Below are 19,684 nucleotides of genomic sequence, written 5' to 3'. Positions count from 1 at the left end.
CGGACCATCGTGCAAGCCGGTACCGACATTTTTCGCCCTGAGATTGCACGAAAGTCCCTCTCACGAAGAAAAGGTGGCGACGATGTAGGAATTGGGACACTCAACGTCCCAATTCCTACATCGTCGCGGAGGGGCGGCGGCTCCATTCCCCACTCGCGCCGGGGTCACGCCGCTCAGCACCCACCATCCCCAAAGGAACTACAAGCATCCTGCGCGTAAGGAGCCCCCTGCCACCCCGAAACCCCCACGGTCCGCGAAGCGTCCTGAACGACGAACCGCCACGCACCGGAATAATCGTTGTCGTACCACCGATTCTCCTGCCGGAAGGTCACCGCGTCCGAAACGGAAGATCCCCGGTAAGGCGACCAGTCCGGATAGGTCCCGAAGTTCGCCAAGAGAGCCATCCGTCCGCAAAAGCCCGAGCAATCGGACCCGTGAGAGAACTTGTTGCCGTGGATGGAGACCCGCTGGGTCTTCCACCGGCAGTCGTCGTACAACGGCCGAGAAGTGATCCCCGGCGAAGAGCAGGAGGAGACCGAAGGGACGAGGAGGGTGCAAGAGCCGGAAGACGTGTTCGCCGGGCTGTTGCAGAAGCGGTCCGCGTTCTCCCACAGGGTGATTCCGGACCAGTTGTCCTCGAAGACGTTGTCGACGATCTCCACCAGCGAAGTGCGGGCACGAACACGCGGCTCGCCGCCGGACTCCGAAAGGTAGATCGTGCCGACCGGGAAATCGTCCCCGCGAGAAGCGAAAGCGCGGCCTTGCACGAGCGTGTTCCGCCGGAAGGTGTTCCCGCGGACCACGACGTTGTAGGAGATCTCGTAGAACAACGCCTCGGCCTCGTTGTCCTCGATCAGGTTGTCCTCGATGAGGAAGTCGTTGTTGTTCGTGTCGGCCCAGAGCCCGGCACCGTGGTTGTGGTGGACCCAGTTGCCGCGGATGTCGGCGCCGTTCACGGCCCAGAATTTCGCTCCGCCGCTGCAGCCGCAGCCGGGTTCCTTCGTCTCCCAGTCGTCGGTGTTGTTCCCGGTGATCTCGTTGCCCTCGACGAGCAACCCGGTGATCCCGTCGCCCGCCCGGTAGGCGTTGATGCCGTACTGCCCGTTGTTCCGCAGGCAGTTCCGGAGGATCTCCTGACGCGGACCCGCCATCATCGCGGCACCGCGGTTGTCCTCGATGGTGTTGCCTTCGATGGTCCAGTGTTCACCGGAGTCGTGGTTCACCACGCCCTGATCGCGCGGCGCCGCGAAACCGCGGATCGTGAGGCCGCGGATGACGACGTCGCGAGCCCGCTGGGTGAACGCGTAGCGGTTGACGCCGCCACCGTCCAGTACGGCGCCGGGTGCGCCGAGGTAGGCGTTGCCGTCCTTGGGGATGACTTGCCCGAACTCGTCCGGGCCGAGGGTGTGCTTGCCCTCGGTCAGCCAGAATGTCGTGCCGGCCGGGAGCTCACGTGTCTTCGCGGAAAGGTCGATCCCCGGGGAGATCACCACGGCGCCGTCCGGTTCGCCCGGGCTCACCGGTCCCGCGGCGCAGGCCGCGACAGGAGCCGCCGAAGCCGTGACGACTCCTGTCGCGATCAGCATCAGAACAACCAGGAACGCGGGCATGAAGGCAACGGTAAGCCACTATGGACGGTCCCAGGTGGACACTTACAGGTGAACCTTCAGCAGGTCACCGGCTCTCCGAACCCGCTGCAGCCGTCCTGCAGGTAGGGCGCCGCCCGCCATTGCGCCGCGGTCAGCCGCCGTGACGTGTCGTGGGCGACGAACGTCCAGGGCCCGTAGTACTGGTTGTCGTACCACCGGTTGTCCTGCCGGAAGGTGATCGCCTCGGAGATCACGGCACCCCGGTATGGCGACCAGGCCGGGAAAGTCCCGTAGTTCGAGAGCACCGCCATCCGTCCGCAGAGGCCGAGGCAGCCTTCCAGCGACGTATCGAACTCGAACGTGTTCTCGTGCACCGAAACGCGCTGCGTCTTCCAGCGGCAGTCGCCGTACAGCGGTTCGGTCTTGATACCCGGATCGGAGCAGGCGGACGTCGGCGAAACCCAGGCCGTACAGGACAGCGTCGACGTGTTGGCCGGGCTGTTGCAGAACCGGTCGGCGTTCTCCCACAGCGTGATCCCCGACCAGTTGTCGGAGAACATGTTGCCCCGGATGTCGATCCGGCTGGTCCGGGCGGGCAGTCCGGGCTCGCCACCCGATTCGCTGAGGTACACCGCGGCGACCGGGAAGTCGTCGCCCTTGGCGGCCCGGTTGCGGCCCTGCACCAGCGCGTTCCGGTTGAAGGTGTTCCCGATCAGCTCCAGGTTGTAGGAGATCTCGTAGAACAGTCCCTCGGAGGCGTTGTCCTCGATCAGATTGTCCTGGATGAGGAAATCGTTGTTGTTCGTGTCGGCCCAGAGCCCGACACCGTGGTTGTGGTGGACCCAGTTGCCGATCACATCGGCACCGTTCACGGCCCAGAACTTCGCGCCGCCGCTGCAACCGCAACCGGGGATCCTGGTCTCCCAGTCGCCGGTGTTGTTCCCGGTGATCTCGTTGCCCTCGATCACCAGACCGGCCAGCCCGCCGCCGAAACGGTAGGCGTTGATGCCGTACTGGCCGTTGTTGCGCAGGCAGTTCCCGATCACCCGCTGGCCGGTCCCGGTCATCATCCCGGCGCCGTCGTTGTCCTCGATGACGTTGCCTTCGATGGTCCAGCGCTCACCGGAGTCGTGATTGACCACGCCCTGGTCCCGTTCGGCGACGAAACCGCGGATGGTCAGCCCGCGGATCACCACGTCCTTGGCCTGCGTGGTGAAGGCCGCGCGGTTGATCCCGCGTCCGTCCAGTACGGCGCCGGGTGCGCCGAGGTAGACGTTGCCGTCCTTGGGCATCACCTGGCCGAACTGGTCGGAACTCAGCGTATGCGTGCCCGGTGCCAGCCAGAACGTGCTCCCCGGCGGGCTGAACCGGGTCTTGTCGGTCAGATCGGTGCCCGGATCGACGACCTGGGCGCCTTCCGGGGCGGAAGGGACGCCGACGGTCGTGCCGCACACCCCTCGAGCCGGCTCTTCGGTTGCCTCCGCTGTGATTTCAACGGCGACCTGGAGCAGTAGCACCGACAACGCCACGCGCAGCGTGCGCGAGCCGGCCGAGCGATACGCGATCCCTGAACTCATACCCTTCTCCGAAATACCGGCTTCACCGGACGGCCACCCAGCCACGGTGCCGGATCTTCCGCGTCGAGCGCTTTGCGGTACACGAGGCAGGCCTGCGAGACCACTTCGACCGTCCGGTCGATGTCTTCTTCGGACAACGCGCTGCTGACCACGAACGACGGTCCGAGGACCCCGCCCGTGACCAGTTGCCGCAGGAACAACGTTCGGTAGTCCTGCGACGGTTTCTTCTCGGCGTCGAGCGTGCCGAAGACGAGGTTGCTCGCCCGGCCGCGCACGACGACGTGTTCCCCGACCCCGGCCGAGGCCGCGACTTCGCGGACCCCGGCGGCGAGCCGGTCGCCGAGCGCGTGCAGCCGCGCGGCGATGCCTTCTTCGGTGTAGGTCTCCATGACCGCGATCGCGGCGGCCAGCGAATGCGTTTCGGCGCCGTGCGTGGTGGACAGCAGGAAGACGCGCTCCTTGGCGGTGCGGAGTCCGCCGAGTTCCATCAGTTCGCGTTTGCCCGCCAGCGCCGAGACGGCGAATCCGTTACCGAGTGCCTTGCCGAACGTCGAGAGATCCGGCGTGACGCCGTAGAGACCCTGCGCTCCCGCCTCGGACCAGCGGAAACCGGTGATCATCTCGTCGAAGATCAGTACGCAGCCGTACCGGTCGGCGAGTTCCCGCAGGCCGACGAGGTACCCGGCGGGCGGTTCGAGCTGGGTGGACGCCTCCAGGATGAGGCAGGCCACCTGGCCCGCGTTCTCCCGCAGCAGCCGTTCGGTCGCGGGGAGGTCGCCGTAGGGGAACGACACGGTGAGATCGGTGATCCCGTCCGGGATGCCCGACGACATCGCCGTGGTGCCGATGAACCAGTCGTCGATGGAGAAGAAGGCGTGGTCACGGCAGATCGCCACGAGCGGCCTTCCGGTGGCGGCCCTGGAGAGCTTGACCGCGGCCGTGGTGGCGTCCGAACCGTTCTTGGCGAACTTGACCATCTCGGCGGTGGGCACGGTTTCGAGGAACTTCGCCGCCGCCCGTTCCTCCACAATGGATGGACGGGCGAAGTTGGCGCCCCGGTCGATCTCGCGGTGGGCGGCTTCGCTCACCCGCGGGTGTACGTGCCCGAGGCTGACCGCGCGCAGCCCCGAGCCGTACTCGATGTACTCGTTCCCGTCGACGTCCCAGACGTGCGCGCCGAGCCCGTGCGAGATGACCGGCGCCAGGTTCTCCGGGTACTGATCGTCGCCCTTGGCGTAGGTGTGCGCCCCGCCGGGGATCATCGCGTGGAGGCGCTCGTTGGCCCGCATGGATCGGGGAAGCTGACGGGTCATGCTCTCACCTCGTGTTCTGTAGTACCTGGTGGCGGATCTGAGACGAATCCGCGTGGCCCGCCTCGCCGAAGACCCGCTATCGCGCCGGCAGGACGCCTTCCCGGTCACCGCGAGGTGGGAGATCGGGCGGCGTCCCGCCGACGTCCATCGAGGACGCGGGTCCACCGATGGACGCCAGTACCGCGGAAAGCGGGAGCGCGGATCGGTCCCGCTCCGACATCAGCGCCACCGGAAGCGGCCACGGGATCGCCAGCTCCGGATCGTCGTGGGCGATCGCGACGTCCTCGGAAGGGTCGTGCGCGCGGTCGATCCGGTAGGAGACGTCGGCGTACTCGGTGAGTGCCTGGAATCCGTGCGCGCAACCCGCCGGGATGTACAGCGACACCTGAGTCTCCCCGGACAGTTCGAACGTCTCCTTGCCGAGGTACGTCGGTGAATCCGGCCTGAGATCGACCACGGCGTCGAAGACGGCGCCCCAGGAGCAGCGGACGAGTTTCGCCTCACCGAGCCCCGCGCGGAGGTGCATCCCGCGCAGCACGCCCTTGCGGGAACGGGAAACACTGTCCTGGAGGAACCCGTGCGGGTCGATCCCCGCCGACCGGACGACGTCGGCGTCGAACGTTCGGCAGAAGAAGCCGCGTTCGTCGGCGTGCGGGGTCGGCTCGAACAGGTACGCGCCCGCGATGGCGGGCACCGGGATGATCTTCATCGGACTCCCATCGGCAGGACGGCGGCCGAAAGCGCGGCGAACTGTTCGTCCAGCAGCCGCTCCTGCTCCGCGCTTCGTTTCGCGACGATCTCGGTCAGTTCGCCCGCCCTGGATTCCAGTTCGGCGAACTGGCGCACCAGCGCCTCGAAGTCGATCTCCTTGGCGGATTGGCAGAACTCCCCGAGCCCGAGCGTGGACATGAGGACCTCGTTCTTGCGGGCGTACCCGACGGACAACGTCGGCTTCGCCAGCTTCAGCGCGCACAAGACATTGTGGTAGCGCGTGGCGACGACGGTCTCGACCGTCGACATCGTCCGCATCACGTCATTCAGCGTGGCCGTGTCGGCCGCGGTGACCAGCGGGGATTCCAGCTTCCGCATGATCTCGCCGACCACCTGCGCGTCGGCCCGGTCGCCGATGAACAACCGCACTGGCCGGCCCTCGGCGACGAGGCCGGCGACGAACCGAGTCATCTTGTCCACGTAGGACCCATAGATCTCGGCGGCGCGGGCCCTGTCGTCGTTCCCGCCGTGATAGGCCATCACGCCGATTCCGACGGAACGGGGCACCACCGGCTCCGAAGTCGAAGAGAGGGCGAAGGCGAGGTCGGGGTAGACGCGGTCGTTCGTGACGTCGGTGCCCATCGCGCGCATCGCTTCCCGCGACGGCTCGTCCCGGTAGGACCGGAACGACGCGAGCCGCGCGGCCCAGCCGAGGATCGTCCGGGTGGACCGGTGCGTGCTCACGGTGGCGCCGACACTCACCAAAGCCACCTTGGTGCCGACCAGACGGCCGGACGCCGAAAGCAGCAGCAGTGCGTACGGGAACCCCCACGGACGCAAGGGAAGGGAGGTTTCGAGGACACCCATCCCCGGCACGATCACCACGTCCTGACGCCTGACCCAAGCCGTCGTGCGGAAGACGTCGACGAGTTTCCCGAAGCCCTTCATGGCGATGGAAAACGGTCCCGATGCTGTTCGGTACTCACCTTCGTACCAGTTCAACGCGGTCGTCTCGAGTCCGTAGCGCGCCGCGACGACTTCCGGACCGCCGCACATCACGCTGAGCGCGGCGTCCGGATGTTCCGTACGCAGATACCCGAGAACCGCCTCGAAGGAACCGTCGTTGCCGAGGTTCCCCGATCCGAGGAGTCCGAACAGCCCGATTCTCACGGGCGAGGTCAAGAGACTCGTCCCTCCTGGCCTGCGACGACCGACGCCACGGAGACCTCACGCGGGCCCAGTTCGGCCTCGGCCTGGTCGGGCATCCGGCCCATGGCCGGGTTCCCCGCCCGGTTCAGCATCCATTGCCGCAGATAGCGGAAGCATTCGCGCTTCTCCGCGCCGGAGATCGGCGCGTTGCGGATCGCGTTGACGTAGCCGAGCACGTACTCGCCGAGCAACCGGACCATCGGGTGGCGGAGCTTGTCGGCCCGCTTCGGGTCGAGGTTGGCGGCCCGCCTGCGCACGGTCGGGTGCTCGTGCTCGGAGCGGCCGGGGTGGTCACGCCGGAAGTACAGCCAGTCGGGCACCTGGTGGAACGGGCCGTGCAGGGCGAGTTCGGAGATGATCGTGCGGTCCGCGTGGTGGTAGCTGTCCAACGGTGCGACGCGGCGCAGCACCTCGGTGCGGATGACCGCGCCGTCGTCGTCCCCGCCGGGTGCGAACAACGTGCTGCGGAAGCGTTCCGCGGCGTGCGGCGAAGCCGTGTTGAGCGGGTACTCCAGTGCCTGCGTGACGACGGCCTTCTCGTCGATCATCGCCGTCCACGAGTGCGAGAGGACGAACTCGGGGTGCTCGTCGAGCGCCTCGACGCACCGTTCCAGCAGGTCGCATGCGTAGAGGTCGTCGTCGGACGCCCACTTGAACAATTCGCCGCGGGCGACGTCGACGCAGTAGTTGTGGTTCGGCGCGCAGCCGATGTTCACCGGCTGGCGGACATACCGGACGCGGGAATCCATCTTCGCGTACTCGCGGCTGATCTCTTCGGTGCGGTCCGAGGACGCGTTGTCCGAGATGATCAGTTCGAAGTTCTCGTAGCTTTGGCCGAGGAGTGCGTCCAGCGATTCGGCGAGGTAATCCTCGCCGTTGTAGACAGGGAGCCCGATGCTCAGCCGAGGAGCGGTGCTCATGACGTCCTCATTTCTTCCTTCTCCGAAGTTAGGTGCTCTTTGAGGGCGGAATGGAGCTGAAGCCACCACACCGCCGATCCGCTGGTGATCGCCAACGCGACCCCCCAAGCGGATCCGGACGCCCCGGCCAAGAGGGCGCCAATGAGCCCGAAACCGACATAGCCGGCCGAGTTGATCAGCTGGGCGCGAAGGCTCCTTTTCGCAGCGCCGAGCGCACGCAATCCGGCGGCCGCCCCGGTGTTGAATCCCGCCGCGGCGATACCGATGGTCACCGGGAGGATCAGTTCGGAGGCGGGAGCCCAGACGTCGCCGAGGACGAACCGGCCGGCGTCGTGGGGTACCAGAAGCAAGGCGAGACCCCAGACCAGGGCGGCGGCCGCCTGGCCCGCGCCCAGAACGGCGCAGAAGTGGCGTAGGCGATGCGGGGCTCGCTGGAGCACTCGCGCACCTTCCGCCACGGTGACCAGGGAAAGTCCCATCAGAAGAGCGAAGAACGGTCCGAGCAGCAGTTCGGCGCCGCGGATCTCGCCGACGCTCTCGAGTCCGGCGATCGCGCCGAGTCCGTACATGCGCAGCTGCGTCGAGCCGCTGTTGCTGACGTTTTCGATCAGGTAGCGGGTGCCGAGGTCTCGGTGCCGCTTGAGCCAGCCGAGCGTGCCGCGCGGATCCGGCCGGACCCCGGCCTGCAGGCAGCCGTATCCGGCGGCGACCGCCCCGGACAGGCCCCACGCCAGGATGAACGCGACGACCGAGTCGAACCACCGGTGGGCGATGAACAGCGCCGGGATCAGGGCGACGCCCCAGACGACGTCGTTGACGAACGCCTTCTTCCCGTGCCCCGCCGCGAAGAAGGCGAACCGCCACGCGTCCTGCAGCAGCAACGTGGGGATGACCAGGCCGAGCGCGACGAACGCGCCGCCGATGGGGCCGCCCACCACGAGACCGGCGACCACACTGACGGCACCGGCGAGGACACCCGCGGAGAGCGCCGTCCCGGTCGCCCTGGCGGTCGCCGTCCGCCAGGTCTCGGTGGGCACCCCGGAGAAACGCACCATCAGCGGATCCGTCGTCAGCCCGCGCGACAGGTTGAGCACCACGCCGTAGCTGACCCAAGCGAGGCTGAACATGCCGAAGGCGAACGTGCCGAGCGAGCGCGCCACGAACAGCCCGACCACGAAGTTGGTGATGCTGGAGACGGCCTGGTCGCCGAGGCCCCAGCTGAGCCGTCCGGCCATGGCCCGGACGGCTTGGGAACGCAGAAGTGATCGCATGGGGCCTCTAATTCTTGAGCAATCCGGCGTCGTGCAGTGCCTGAGCGGCGGCGACGACGGAATCGAACGGCAGCCCGGACCGATCGGCGACGTCGAGGAGGCTGTGCTCGCCGTCCGAGAGGTTGAGCACCCAGAGCATGGCCATCTGGGCATGCTTGGCGTCACTTCGCCCGCCGAGCGAGTCGTACAGCCCGCGCTTGCCGAGTTGCGGCTCGCCGAAGGGGCTGAGGTTGACGTAGCTGCGGTTGCGGTCGAGGACGGCGAAGGTGTCCCGCAAGGTCTGAAGGGTTTCCTCCATGGCCGCGGTGGAAACGAAATCGAGGTTGTCGGCCGAGGTGTGATATTCCGGATAACCCGCGTACGGCGTCCTCGTCAGCGAACCGACGCCGAGATTGAAACCGGGGGAGCAGAACTGGCGCTCGTCGTAGCCGTACGGTGAGAAGTCGACGATCTTGTGGGCGCGATCGGCCAGGACGTACGCGAGCACACGGTCGATCTCGGCGTCGCCTCGGCGGCTTCGCTTGTAGGTCAACGATCCCGGGTCACCGGCGCACGCCAGCACGAGCCCGGCCTTGATCCGGCCGACGCGGTCGTTGTTGCGCGCGAGCCAGGTGATGGCGCCGATCGTGCCCGGCATGAACAGGAACCGGTACGTGTAGTGGGGCTTCTTCAGCGTCCGCGCGAACGCGGCGGCGATCGCGATCCCGGCGACGTTGTCGTTCGCCAGCGAGGGATGGCAGGTGTGGCAGGAGATGATCACTTCGTCGGTGACTTCGCCCGGTACGACGTGTTCGGCGTAGGTGAGGCTCCCGTTCGTCAGCGTGGAGTCGATGTGGACCTCGTACACGCCGTCCGGCATCGCGTCGAGGGTCTCCTGTGCCAGGCAGAAACCCCACGTCGGCGAGTAGTAGCTGGTCCGGTACGGCACCAAGGACGGTTGATCGGGCAGGGTGTGCAGGTGTTCGCGCAGTTCGGTGAGTGGCATCTTCCGCGAGACCGGGACGCTGTAGCCGACGACGTGCAGATTCGACTCCCGGAAGTCGACGACCTTCCGCCCGGAAGGGTCCTTCACCCAGGCGTCGCGGATGTTCCACTCCTGGGGAACGGTCCAGTCGAGCACCTGGGTCCCGGTCGGCACCTCGTGGACGTCGAGCGGGATGTGCTCGCCGAGGATCTCCAGCGTGGCGCGGACGCCGTCGCCGGTGATGCTGCGGCAGAGCGGATACAAGCGCTCGACCAGCTCGCGCAGGTCGGCGCCCGTGTCCAGTGGCTTGCGGGTCATCACCGTCGCCGCAAGGTTTCGTCGATCTCGCCGGCGGCGGTCCGCGCGTTGAGCGTGGCCAGCCTGGTGAAGCGGTTCTTGAAGTCGTGCGCGGTCAGGCCGTGCGTGCGGTAGGCGTAGATCAGGTCGAGCGCCCCGTCCTTGACCGACCACTCGCATTCGAAGCCGGGGATCGCGTCGCGGAAGCGGGAGAAGTCGACGCGATAGGAGCGCGGGTCGCCCGCGGACTCGCCGGTGATCCGCAGCTTCGCGCTGGGGACGGCCTCGACGACCTGCTGGGCGATCTCGGCCACGGTCACGTTGTTGCGCTCGGTGCCGATGTTGAAGGCCTTGTCGTGGACGGCCTCCTTGGGCGCGACCAGCGCGGCCTCGAAGGCGCGCGCGATGTCCTTGGCGTGCACCAGCGGCCGCCACGGCGACCCGTCCGACAGCACCAGGATCTCGCCCGAAACGTGGGCGTGCGCGGTGAGGTTGTTGAGCACGATGTCCGACCGCAGCCGCGGCGAGAAGCCGAAGGCGGTGGCGTTGCGCATGTACACCGGGGTGAAATCGTCGTCGGCGAGTTCGTGGAGGTCGTCCTCGACCCGCACCTTCGACTCGGCGTACGGCGTCACCGGGCGCAGCGGCGCGTCTTCGTCGACGAGACCGTCTCCGCCCGAAGCCCCGTAGACCGAGCACGTCGAGGCGTAGAGGAACCGCTTGACTCCAGCGTCCTTCGCCAGCTTCGCGAGCTTGACCGAGGCGTGGTGGTTGATGTCGTAGGTGAGCTCCGGCGCCAGCGACCCCAGCGGGTCGTTGGACAGCGCGGCGAGGTGGATCACCGCGTCCACCCCGGTCACGTGCTCGGCCGTGATGTCGCGGAGGTCGACTTCGTAGCCCTTGGGATCGTCGGGCTTCGGGCCCAGCACGCAGGTGTCGAAGAGACCGGAGTCGAGGCCGACGACCTCGTGGCCTTCGGCGGCCAGCACCGGGGCCATCACCGTGCCCAGGTAACCCTTGTGCCCGGTCAGCAGCACACGCATGGCTTTCAGCCTTTCGGAGTGAGGTCGAGCGTCAGTTTCTTGAGGTCGAAGGCCTCCGCGTAACGCCGCCCGCATTCGATTCCGCGGATGCGGGCGAGGCCGAGGAAGGCTTCCCGGTCGTACCAGGGCCGGTGCCGCTGAGAGGCGTAGTGCTCCTGCAGCAGCCGGACCTTCTCTTCGGCGCGCTCGGGCGTGAGCGGTACGTACGCGGTGGGTTTGGCGAGGTCGCCGTCCCATTTCGCGATCTCGTACTCCAGCTGGAGATGGGTGCGGAACACCGTCGGCACCAGCGTCGCCAGCCCGCGGTGGTCCTGGTGCGCGTCCGCCGTGCGCGGGGAGAGGACGAGGTCCGGGTCGGTGCGGCGGCGCAGCTCTTCCAGGGCGTTCTTGGCCTCTTCCCAGTGCGCGGGGAACCGGCCGTCGGGCAGTTTGAGCACGGTGACCTCGACGTCGGCGCCCTGGCAGAAGGCCGCGAGCGCGGCACGCTCCTCGGCCTCCCGTTCGGTGCCGCCGCCGGAAAGGACGAGCACGTCCACCCGGACACCGGGGTTGGCGGCGCAGAGGGTCAGCAGGGTGCCGCCCGCCCCGATGGCGATGTCGTCACAATGCGCGCCCAGAGCGACGATCCGTTCGAGCCCGCCGGTACCGAGTCCGATCACGCGATGCTCACCGGAGCCGGTTCGTTTTCCCACAACGCCCACGGGCGGTCGCCGTGCGCGTAGGCGTCGTCCAGCTGGACGCGTTCCTTGACGGTGTCCGTCGGCTTCCAGAACCCGCGATACGGGTACGCGAGCAGCTTCCCCTGCTTGGCGAGTTCGCCGCAGCCGTCGGCCACCAGGTCGCCGCCCTCGGGGATGTGGTCGAAGATCTCCTGGCGCAGCACGAAGTACCCGCCGTTCTCCCACAGCGGCATCTCGCTGACCGGGGTCAGCGCGCCGATCCGGCCGTCCTCGCCCATCTCGACGCAGTGGAACGACGACTGCGGCGGTACGACCATCATCGACGCGCCGGCGTCGGATTCGGTGAACCGCTCGATCATCTCCGGCAGCGGGGCGTCGGTGAGGACGTCGGCGTAGTTGGCGAGGAACATCTCGTCGCCCTCGAGGTACGGGCGCACCCGGCGCAGCCGCTCGCCGATGGCCGATTCGAGGCCGGTCTGCACGAAGGTGATCGACCAGTCCGCGATGTCGGTCGACAGCAGTTCCGCCTTGCCGTTGCGCAGGACGAAATCGTTGGAGGTGGTCTCCCGGTAGTCGAGGAAGAACTCCTTGATGTGGTGCGCGCCGTAGCCGAGGCAGAGGACGAACTCGGTGTGGCCGAAATGCGCGTAGTACCGCATCACGTGCCAGATCAGGGGTCTGGGGCCGACCATGGCCATCGGCTTGGGCACGTCGGACGCGTCACCGTTGCGCATCCGCATGCCGTAGCCGCCGCAGAAGAGGACTACCTTCACGACTTCACCTCGACGATTTCCAGGTGCGGGATGGGAAAGACCAGTTTTCCGCCCCATTCGTCCACAAAGGACAGTTGGGCGGTCAGTTCCTTCCGGAGGTTCCACGGAAGGACGAGCACGTAATCCGGCTTGTCGGCTTCGATCCGTTCGGGTGGCAGGATCGGGATCCGGGTCCCGGGGGTGAACCGGCCGTGCTTGTACGGGTTCCGGTCGACGGTGTACCGCAACACGTCCGGGCGGATACCGCAGTGGTTCAGCAGCGTGTTCCCCTTGCCGGGGGCGCCGTAACCGACGACGCTCTTTCCGTCGAGCGCCGCGTCGGTGAGGAACTTGTTCAGCTCGAGCCGGACCTTGGTGACCCGCTCCGAGAATTCGGTGTAGCCGGACATTTCGTGCAGTCCGGCGGCTTTCTCGGCGTCGAGGACCTGAGTCATCCGCTCGCTCGGTTCGCCGGCGACGGCGTCCGGGCGCGCCCACAACCGGATCGAACCGCCGTGGGTGGGCAGGAGTTCGACGTCCACAACGGACAATCCGCCGCGCGCGAGGGCCCGGCGCGCGGATTCCACCGTGTAGTACTGGAAGTGCTCGTGATAGATCGTGTCGTATTGGTTCTCCTGGATCAGTGTCAGCAGGTGCTGGACCTCGATGCTGACCCAGCCGTCGTCGGCGACCAGGGCGCGGAGCCCGTGCGTGAAACCGATGATGTCCGGAATGTGTGCGTAAACGTTGTTCGCCACTACGAGGTCGGCCGGACCATGTTCCTCACGGACGTCGCGTCCGGTCTCGGGACTGAGGAACGCGGTCTTCGTCGGCACCCCGGCGTCACGCGCGGCTTGGCCCACGTTCACCGAAGGTTCCACGCCCAGACAGCGGATCTGCTGCGCCACAACGTGTTTGAGCAGATAGCCGTCGTTGCTGGCGACCTCGACGACGAACGAGGACTCGTCGAGCCCCAGCCGCTCGACGGCGCCGTCGACGAAGGTCTTCGCGTGTTCGACCCAGGAGTCGGAATACGACGAGAAGTACGCGTATTCGGTGAACGTCTCTTCCGGGGTGATCAGCGGCGGGATCTGGGCGAGCCGGCATTCGGTGCAGACTTGCAGGTGCAGGGGGTAGGTCGGCTCCGGCTCCGCGAGCTGCTCCGCGGTCAGGAATCGTTCGCACGGCGGTGTCGCCCCGAGGTCGGCGACACTGGCGAGATGGGCCGAGCCGCAGAGTCGGCAGGTGGTCATCTAAGAGGCTCCTTGGCTCGCGTCACGTATCCCAGACGTCGGCACCTCGGGTCGCCTCGTTACATGCCTTTCAGGGGTCTCACGCTTCCGTCTCACAACCGAAACCTGTCGTCTCGGCCATCCGCGCAGACGTCTCCGCCATCCGGGCGCGGGTACCCCCGGCGGATCGCGTTTAGCGGGCTGAACGCGATCCGGCCAGACCCGCGTGAAGCCCCCTTCCCCTCGGCTCAGCCGAGGGGAAGGGGGCCTTCACGCGCCTTCAGCCCATCGTCAAGAAACCACCAGCGCGTAGTCCGCGTCGGTGGCCGACGTCTCCGGGTGACCGTCGGCGTTCACCTGCGTCGCCACGACCTCCACCGTCCACGTCCCCGCGGCCGGCTTCTCGAGGATGACGTTCTCCACCGTGTCGACCGTGTTCGGCGAGCCGCCCGCGGTCGAGAAGTTGCCCGCCTTCAGCCCGTTGTTGCCGTAGTAGACGGTCCCGTTCGGCGCGGTGACCTTCAGGGTCAGGTCGTTGACCCTGGCGACCGACGCGCTCGGAGAGCCCGCCGGGTCGGTGTAGGCGAGCGTCGCCTTGAACTGCTTGGTCCCGTTCACCGCGACCGTGTACTTCTTCGACTGCCCGGTGCCCAGCAGGTCGGTCTCGTTCACCAGCACCGGCAGTTTCCACCCGTTCGCCTTGGCCTGGTCGTGCAGGTACCGCACGTTCGCGGTGCCCCAGCCCTGATGTGTCCTGGTCATGTCGTGCGACGTGCCACTGAACGCGAACTGGTCGGCCCCGTTGACCAGCAGGGCCTTCGCGGTCGCCGCGTGCGGGCGGCTCGTGAAGACGTCGCGGCCCTTGCCGGGGCCGCCGTCGAACACGCCGTCGGCCCACATCTGGAACAGCAACCCGGCGTTCCCGCAGGTGATCGGGGTCGCGCCGCTCGTGCCGCCGAACGACGTCGTGTACGAGGTGTCACTGCCCGAAGACGTGGTGTCGATCCGGTCGTAGTAGTTCGACAGTTCCGGTTTGATCCGGCCGTCGGCGGCCGGGCCGATGCTGGCGCCGCCGCTCCACTTGTCGTCTGTGCGGCCCAGCGTGTTGTAGTGGTACTGCCCGCCGACCGAGAGCACGTTCTTCGACCAGGCCTGCGGCCGCGACTGCTGGGTGCCCGCGTTGCTCTGCGACTGGCAGATCAGCAGGTCGTGGTCGAAGACGATCTTGTCGAGCTCGGCGGAGACGGAGTTGTAGGCCGTGGTCAGCCCGCCGCCCCAGCTGTTGCTCTGGAACACCGCGCGGTACTTGCCCGCCGGGTCGACCAGCTCCTTGGTGTGGGCGTAGCGGTCCGGCTTGTTGTAGGTGGCGAAGATCCCCTGCCCCTCGGGCAGCAGCCCCCGTTGTGGCGCGCTCACCCCCGACGCGAAGATCTGGCCGTAGGTGGAGGTCCCGTGGCTGGTGCTGGTGGAGTTCGAGCCGTGCATCACCGTCGGCCGCGCCTTGAACTCCTGGTGGGTGACGCGCAGGCCGCCGTCCATCACCTCGCCGCGCACGCCCTGACCGCGATAGCCGCCGACGCTCTCGACGTAGTTCGCGCCCCCGCTCTCCCTGGCGTTGGCCATGTCGGTCTCAGGGGCGGTGATCGCGCCGACCGCGAGCACCTCGGCCCCCTGCGCCACGGTGGCGGCTTGACCGGAACCGAGTTTCGCGACGATGTGCTGTCCGCTCTGCGAGATCGCCTCGATCCCGCCGCCGAGCCGAAGGATCCGCTCGGCCACCGCGCGTTGGTCCCTGGCATCGGATTCGACCAGCGTCACCAGATAGCTACCGGTCGCGGCCAGTGAGATCTCCACCTTGTCGTCCGGCCGGTATTCGCCGAGCCAGCGGACGAAAGCCAATTCCGCCACCGATTCGCGGTTCTCCGGCTTCAGTCGGACCACGTAGGCGAAATCGGGAATGTAGGTCCCGATCCGCACGCCGAGTGAGCGCAATTTCCCGCGCTGCGCGTCGGTCAGCGCGCCTCGGACCTGGAGCAGGTACGCGCCCTTCCAATCCTGGCTCGCCGCCGTGCGCTGGCTCAGCGGGTCGAAGGTTCTGCTGGCCAGACGGATGAACTGGGGGTCTTCGGCGGCCGGGGCGGCGACGGCCGCCCCGCTCGTCAGTAGCATCGCGCCGATCAAGGGCGCGAGGAAGCGGACAGACTTCGGCCGTGGCATGAAATACCTCCGGGGAGCTCTGCAGGGGAGAGGTCTTTCGAAGGTACCGGCCGAAAAGCGTGATGATCAGCCGCTGAACGGCCCAGCCGTTTTGCGGTATTGCGGGAAAAGGAGCATAAACGGTTAAAAACTGATTCAGGACATCTCGTCGATCGCCCCGCTGAATCGCGTCAGCCGCTCGCGTTCTTCTTCGTCGAGCCGCCGGGCGCTGCCCTCGGGCAGGGTGCACGCGACCCAGATGGTGCGGCAGCGCGCGTAGACGGCCCGCTCGTCGCGCAGCCTGCTGTTCACCACGACGTCGCAGGTGCCGATCCGGCCGACCACGGTCTCCACCTCGACCGGGTTGTCGCGGAAGGTCAGCCTGCGCAGGTAGCTGACGTTGTGCTTCGCGATCAGGTACGCCGGTCCCTTGGCCTGGAAAAGGTGCTCACGCCGCGGGTCGAGCAGCGCGATCTGGGCTTCCTGGAAGTAGTCCAGCAGCCGCACGTTCCCGACGTGACCGAGGCAGTCCAGGTCGGCGACACGCAGGCGATGGCGGTGGAGGTGGATCTCGGGAGCGGGACGCGCACTGGTCGTCCCCAGCGGATGTGCGTGCACGAAGTGGATCTTCAACGATCGCGTGGTGTTCCGGCCGCGCGGCGCAACGGACACCGGCCCGGTTCACTCCATCAGGGCTTCGGAGAGCTCGCGGATCGCGGCGGTCTCGGCGGTGTGGATGTCCCGGATCATGGCGCCCATCGTGCCGAAGAGTTCACGGGCTTCGACGTCGGTGAACGGTGTTTCGTCGTTGTAGTGCGCGCGCAGTTTCCACATTTCCGCACCGGCCGCCGCGGCGGCGTCCTGCCCCGCGTCGCCCTCCCGGACACCCGCCGACACCGCGCTGACCAGCCCGCGTACCCAGGCGAACTCCGCGTTCGACGCCGGGACGGCCGTCTCAGCCAGTTCGGCCCAGCGCTCGCCGATCCCGCGCCAGGTCGACGCCTGTTCGGCCAGCGCCGGAAGTTCGAGCAGGCCGGCGGCTTCGGTGAGCGCGTCGGCGAACAGCCCGCGCAGGTGCCCTCCCTCCATCCCGGCCGGGGTGACGCTCTCCCAGACGTTGAACAGCGCTCCGACCAGCCCGCGCCGCTCGCCGAACGCGCGCGGCCAGCCCTTCGGGTCACGCTCGTCGGTCATCGCCTTCGCCCAGCGCCCCCATGCGGGCAGCGAGAACGACTTCGACGGCGCCGAGAGGTTCCGGACGCAGTCCGTCAGCCCGGCGTGCACGGCCGTCCGCCAGTCGGAGACCTCGCCGGGCCGGATCGTCGCGAGCAGGTTCTTGTACGAGCCGACCCGGCCGCGCGCGGCGTCGAAGGTCTTCCGGCCGACCGTCAGCGGGGCGAGGTTCCGATCGTCGACGAGCACCCGGCCGTCCTCTTCGCCGTACGCGACGACGAAGTGGCCGCCACCGCCGGACATCTCCGGCGGCAGGTGCCAGTAACCGACCGATTCGCGGTCGGGGAGGACGAGCACCGGCCGCCCCGCTTCGAGTTCGGTGTCGAGTCGTTTCGCGGCGGCGCGTTTACCACCGGTGGTGTGGAGATCGAGGCCGAGTCCAAGGCGGTCCACTGTGGACTTGAGCCAGTCCTGGGGGTACTGCCAGCGCGCGCGGAAACCGAACACGATCGTCGACATCGTTTCGTGCGCGAAATCCCACAGGATGTAGCCGGCCCCGATCCCGCCGGAGACGGCGAAGATCAGCGCCTCGCCGGGCGCCTTCCCGTCCGGCCCTTCGACACCGTGATGCGCCAGCACGGCGGCCACGGCCGAGACGTCCGGTTGCAGCCCGCCGCGCAATTCGTACTCGGTCACCCCACCATCATGCCCGCTTCGGCCTCAGAAGTCCCTGATCAGGGAAACCCTGCCGCGCAAGGGATCCGCCACGTACACCGTCCTGGTGCGCTGGTCGATCGCGACCGCGCCCGGGTTCACGCCGAGTGACAGGTCTCCGGTGAGCAGGCTCGTCACCCCGTCGATCCTGGCGAGGCCGTTCGGCCCTCCGTTGGAGTACACGGTGTTCGATCCTTCGTGGACCACCACCGACGAAGCTTCCGAGCGCAGCAACACGGTCGCCTTCTCTTTGCGCGTGCCCGTGTCCACGATGGACAGATGATGGATCGCCGAATTCGCGACGAACACCGTCCCGGACGCGCTGTGCACGGCGACTCCGGTCGGTGACTTGCCGACCGGGATCCCGCCGGTGAACTTGCCCGCGCCGATGTCGAAGACCTCCAGCGAGTCGGTGGCCGTGCTGGTGCAGTACGCGAGCTTGCGTCCGCTGTCGACCGCCGTCGACGACAGCCCCCGCGTGGGACCGGGGACGAGGTCCAGCAGGCGGCAGCCGACGCCGTCGATGACGGCCAGCGTCCCGGTGAGGGCGCTGGCCGCGTAGATGCGGTTCGCCCGCTCGTCAATGTCGACACTGGACGCTCCAGGACCGGCCGGCACCACGCTGACGACGTCGTTGGTCCGCCCGTCGAGGACGAGGACGGTCCCGCCGGGCGGGTTCGCGACGAAGATCCGGTTGGTCACCGTGTCCACGGCCAGCCCGGCGGGCTCGCCGCCGACCGGGATCACGTCGCCGACCGTGCCGGACCGTGAGTCGAGGACGCCGACCGTGCCGGTGGACGGGTCGGAGACGTACGCGAAGCCGGTGACGGAATTCACCGCGACCGCCTCCGGGGCGCCTCCGACCTCGACGAGAAGCACTTTCTCGGCTCTGGCCGCCGGCGCGAAGGCGACCGCGGAGGCGCCGGCCGCGGCCAGGGCGAGCAGGGCTCGGCGGCTCAGTTCGGGTCCTCGCACAGGCGCCTCCCGATGATCGTTCCGAGGTTCGACGATAACCCGCGAGCCGAGCACGCGAAGGAACTTCGCGTCCCCCGATCGCGTTGTTTCCGATGAGTAACCCCCACCCCTGAGAAAGGAAGGAGCAGGACGCCGTGCACAAACACCAGAACGGGCTCAAGACCGCCGTCCTGCTCGGCCTGCTGTCCGCGCTCATCGTCGGGATCAGCGGTTTCTTCGGGCGGGGCGCGCTGGTCATCGGGCTGGTGGTGGCGCTCGGGGTCAACGCGTACGCCTACTTCAACTCCGGCAAGCTGGCGTTGCGGGCCATGCGCGCTCGTCCGATTTCGGAGGCCGAGCAGCCGGCCATGTACCGGATCGTGCGGGAGTTGGCGACCACCGCGCGGCAGCCGATGCCGCGGCTCTACGTCAGCCCCACCCAGGCCCCGAACGCCTTCGCCACCGGCCGCAGCCCCCGGCACGCGGCGGTGTGCTGCACCACCGGCATCCTCGGCCTGCTCGACGAACGCGAACTGCGGGCGGTGCTCGGGCACGAGCTGTCCCACGTCTACAACCGCGACATCCTGATCTCGTGTGTCGCGGGCGCGCTGGCGAGCGTGATCAGCGTGATCGCCAACATCGCGATGTTCACCAGCCTCTTCGGCGGCAGCAACCGCGAGGACGGCGACAGCCCGCTGGCCGGGCTGCTCCTGGTCTTGATCGGGCCGATCGCGGCCGCCGTGGTGAAGCTCGGGGTGAGCCGTTCGCGCGAGTTCCAGGCCGACGCGTCGGGCGCGGAACTCACCGGCGACCCGCTCGGGCTCGCCTCGGCTCTGCGGAAGCTCGACCAGGGGACGCGCGTGGCGCCGCTCGTGCCGGAACCGAAGCTGGTCTCGCAGTCGCATCTGATGATCGCGAACCCGTTCCGGCCGGGCGAAGGCCTCACGAAGCTCTTCTCGACCCACCCGCCCATGGCCGAACGCATCCGGCGCCTGGAAGAAATGGCGCGCCACCCCCACTGACCAGCCGGATCGCGTTTAGCCCGCGAAACGCAGGTCACGGCCGGGGTCGCGTTTAGCCCGCTAAACG

General features: G+C 67.8%; 17 protein-coding genes. 1 reads left to right on the top strand and 16 read right to left on the bottom strand.

Annotated features, from left to right (window positions below; translation table 11 throughout):
- Positions 1-173 precede the first annotated feature (173 nt).
- From AC069H_RS25620 to AC069H_RS25545, 16 genes are all read right to left on the bottom strand, one after another.
- Positions 174-1,610, bottom strand: coding sequence for a right-handed parallel beta-helix repeat-containing protein (locus AC069H_RS25620; protein WP_478234038.1), 1,437 nt, complete (start codon positions 1,608-1,610; stop codon positions 174-176).
- A gap of 56 nt (positions 1,611-1,666) precedes the next feature.
- Positions 1,667-3,166 (bottom strand): right-handed parallel beta-helix repeat-containing protein, encoded by a 1,500-nt coding sequence (locus AC069H_RS25615; RefSeq protein WP_478234037.1) that lies wholly within the window; start codon positions 3,164-3,166, stop codon positions 1,667-1,669.
- Positions 3,163-4,479 carry a glutamate-1-semialdehyde 2,1-aminomutase gene (locus tag AC069H_RS25610; protein WP_478234036.1) on the bottom strand — a complete coding sequence of 439 codons (1,317 nt, stop codon included), beginning with the start codon at positions 4,477-4,479 and terminating at the stop codon, positions 3,163-3,165. Before AC069H_RS25610 ends, AC069H_RS25615 begins: the two co-directional genes overlap by 4 nt.
- 76 nt (positions 4,480-4,555) lie before the next feature.
- The gene (locus AC069H_RS25605; protein WP_478234035.1) at positions 4,556-5,188 is read right to left on the bottom strand and encodes a dTDP-4-dehydrorhamnose 3,5-epimerase family protein; all 633 of its coding nucleotides are present in this window, start codon (positions 5,186-5,188) and stop codon (positions 4,556-4,558) included.
- The gene (locus AC069H_RS25600) at positions 5,185-6,372 is read right to left on the bottom strand and encodes a polysaccharide pyruvyl transferase family protein (RefSeq protein WP_478234034.1); all 1,188 of its coding nucleotides are present in this window, start codon (positions 6,370-6,372) and stop codon (positions 5,185-5,187) included. The genes AC069H_RS25605 and AC069H_RS25600 overlap by 4 nt, the downstream gene beginning before the upstream one ends.
- Positions 6,369-7,319, bottom strand: a complete 951-nt coding sequence (locus AC069H_RS25595) for a glycosyltransferase family 2 protein (protein ID WP_340684818.1) — start codon at positions 7,317-7,319, stop codon at positions 6,369-6,371. The genes AC069H_RS25600 and AC069H_RS25595 overlap by 4 nt, the downstream gene beginning before the upstream one ends.
- On the bottom strand, positions 7,316-8,590 hold the full coding sequence (locus AC069H_RS25590; protein ID WP_478234033.1) for a hypothetical protein: 1,275 nt from the start codon (positions 8,588-8,590) through the stop codon (positions 7,316-7,318). Before AC069H_RS25590 ends, AC069H_RS25595 begins: the two co-directional genes overlap by 4 nt.
- A gap of 7 nt (positions 8,591-8,597) precedes the next feature.
- Entirely contained in the window at positions 8,598-9,872 is a 1,275-nt protein-coding gene (locus AC069H_RS25585; RefSeq protein ID WP_478234032.1) for a DUF4910 domain-containing protein, read from the bottom strand.
- Complete coding sequence (locus tag AC069H_RS25580; RefSeq protein WP_478234031.1) at positions 9,872-10,894, bottom strand: NAD-dependent epimerase/dehydratase family protein; 1,023 nt, start codon at positions 10,892-10,894, stop codon at positions 9,872-9,874. Before AC069H_RS25580 ends, AC069H_RS25585 begins: the two co-directional genes overlap by 1 nt.
- A gap of 5 nt (positions 10,895-10,899) precedes the next feature.
- Positions 10,900-11,553 carry a PIG-L deacetylase family protein gene (locus AC069H_RS25575; RefSeq protein WP_478224915.1) on the bottom strand — a complete coding sequence of 218 codons (654 nt, stop codon included), beginning with the start codon at positions 11,551-11,553 and terminating at the stop codon, positions 10,900-10,902.
- Complete coding sequence (locus AC069H_RS25570; RefSeq protein WP_478224916.1) at positions 11,550-12,347, bottom strand: sugar phosphate nucleotidyltransferase; 798 nt, start codon at positions 12,345-12,347, stop codon at positions 11,550-11,552. Before AC069H_RS25570 ends, AC069H_RS25575 begins: the two co-directional genes overlap by 4 nt.
- The gene (locus tag AC069H_RS25565; protein WP_478234030.1) at positions 12,344-13,579 is read right to left on the bottom strand and encodes a class I SAM-dependent methyltransferase; all 1,236 of its coding nucleotides are present in this window, start codon (positions 13,577-13,579) and stop codon (positions 12,344-12,346) included. The genes AC069H_RS25570 and AC069H_RS25565 overlap by 4 nt, the downstream gene beginning before the upstream one ends.
- A 270-nt stretch (positions 13,580-13,849) precedes the next feature.
- Positions 13,850-15,775 carry a S8 family serine peptidase gene (locus AC069H_RS25560; protein WP_478234029.1) on the bottom strand — a complete coding sequence of 642 codons (1,926 nt, stop codon included), beginning with the start codon at positions 15,773-15,775 and terminating at the stop codon, positions 13,850-13,852.
- Positions 15,776-15,910: 135 nt separating this feature from the next.
- Entirely contained in the window at positions 15,911-16,426 is a 516-nt protein-coding gene (locus AC069H_RS25555) for an acyl-CoA thioesterase (RefSeq protein WP_478234028.1), read from the bottom strand.
- 9 nt (positions 16,427-16,435) lie between these two features.
- Positions 16,436-17,623 (bottom strand): BtrH N-terminal domain-containing protein, encoded by a 1,188-nt coding sequence (locus AC069H_RS25550; protein ID WP_478234027.1) that lies wholly within the window; start codon positions 17,621-17,623, stop codon positions 16,436-16,438.
- 24 nt (positions 17,624-17,647) lie between these two features.
- Positions 17,648-18,616 (bottom strand): YncE family protein, encoded by a 969-nt coding sequence (locus AC069H_RS25545; RefSeq protein WP_478234026.1) that lies wholly within the window; start codon positions 18,614-18,616, stop codon positions 17,648-17,650.
- Between the two features lie 134 nt (positions 18,617-18,750).
- Between AC069H_RS25545 and htpX the strand changes: the two genes are divergently transcribed.
- Positions 18,751-19,617 carry a zinc metalloprotease HtpX gene (gene htpX, locus AC069H_RS25540; RefSeq protein WP_478234025.1) on the top strand — a complete coding sequence of 289 codons (867 nt, stop codon included), beginning with the start codon at positions 18,751-18,753 and terminating at the stop codon, positions 19,615-19,617.
- Positions 19,618-19,684: the final 67 nt, after the last annotated feature.

This window comes from Amycolatopsis sp. NPDC043887, from assembly GCF_056435665.1.
Note: the sequence above shows the minus strand (reverse complement) of the source record. Positions and strands in the feature narration are given on the sequence as shown.

Excerpts from the sequence above, each read along its gene's own strand:
- AC069H_RS25620 (WP_478234038.1), bottom strand. The coding sequence starts at position 1,610 with ATGCCCGCGTTCCTGGTTGTTCTGATGCTGATCGCGACAGGAGTCGTC.
- AC069H_RS25610 (WP_478234036.1), bottom strand. The coding sequence starts at position 4,479 with ATGACCCGTCAGCTTCCCCGATCCATGCGGGCCAACGAGCGCCTCCAC.
- AC069H_RS25590 (WP_478234033.1), bottom strand. The coding sequence starts at position 8,590 with ATGCGATCACTTCTGCGTTCCCAAGCCGTCCGGGCCATGGCCGGACGG.
- AC069H_RS25605 (WP_478234035.1), bottom strand. The coding sequence starts at position 5,188 with ATGAAGATCATCCCGGTGCCCGCCATCGCGGGCGCGTACCTGTTCGAG.
- AC069H_RS25580 (WP_478234031.1), bottom strand. The coding sequence starts at position 10,894 with ATGCGTGTGCTGCTGACCGGGCACAAGGGTTACCTGGGCACGGTGATG.
- AC069H_RS25595 (WP_340684818.1), bottom strand. The coding sequence starts at position 7,319 with ATGAGCACCGCTCCTCGGCTGAGCATCGGGCTCCCTGTCTACAACGGC.
- AC069H_RS25585 (WP_478234032.1), bottom strand. The coding sequence starts at position 9,872 with ATGACCCGCAAGCCACTGGACACGGGCGCCGACCTGCGCGAGCTGGTC.
- AC069H_RS25565 (WP_478234030.1), bottom strand. The coding sequence starts at position 13,579 with ATGACCACCTGCCGACTCTGCGGCTCGGCCCATCTCGCCAGTGTCGCC.
- AC069H_RS25615 (WP_478234037.1), bottom strand. The coding sequence starts at position 3,166 with ATGAGTTCAGGGATCGCGTATCGCTCGGCCGGCTCGCGCACGCTGCGC.
- AC069H_RS25560 (WP_478234029.1), bottom strand. The coding sequence starts at position 15,775 with ATGCCACGGCCGAAGTCTGTCCGCTTCCTCGCGCCCTTGATCGGCGCG.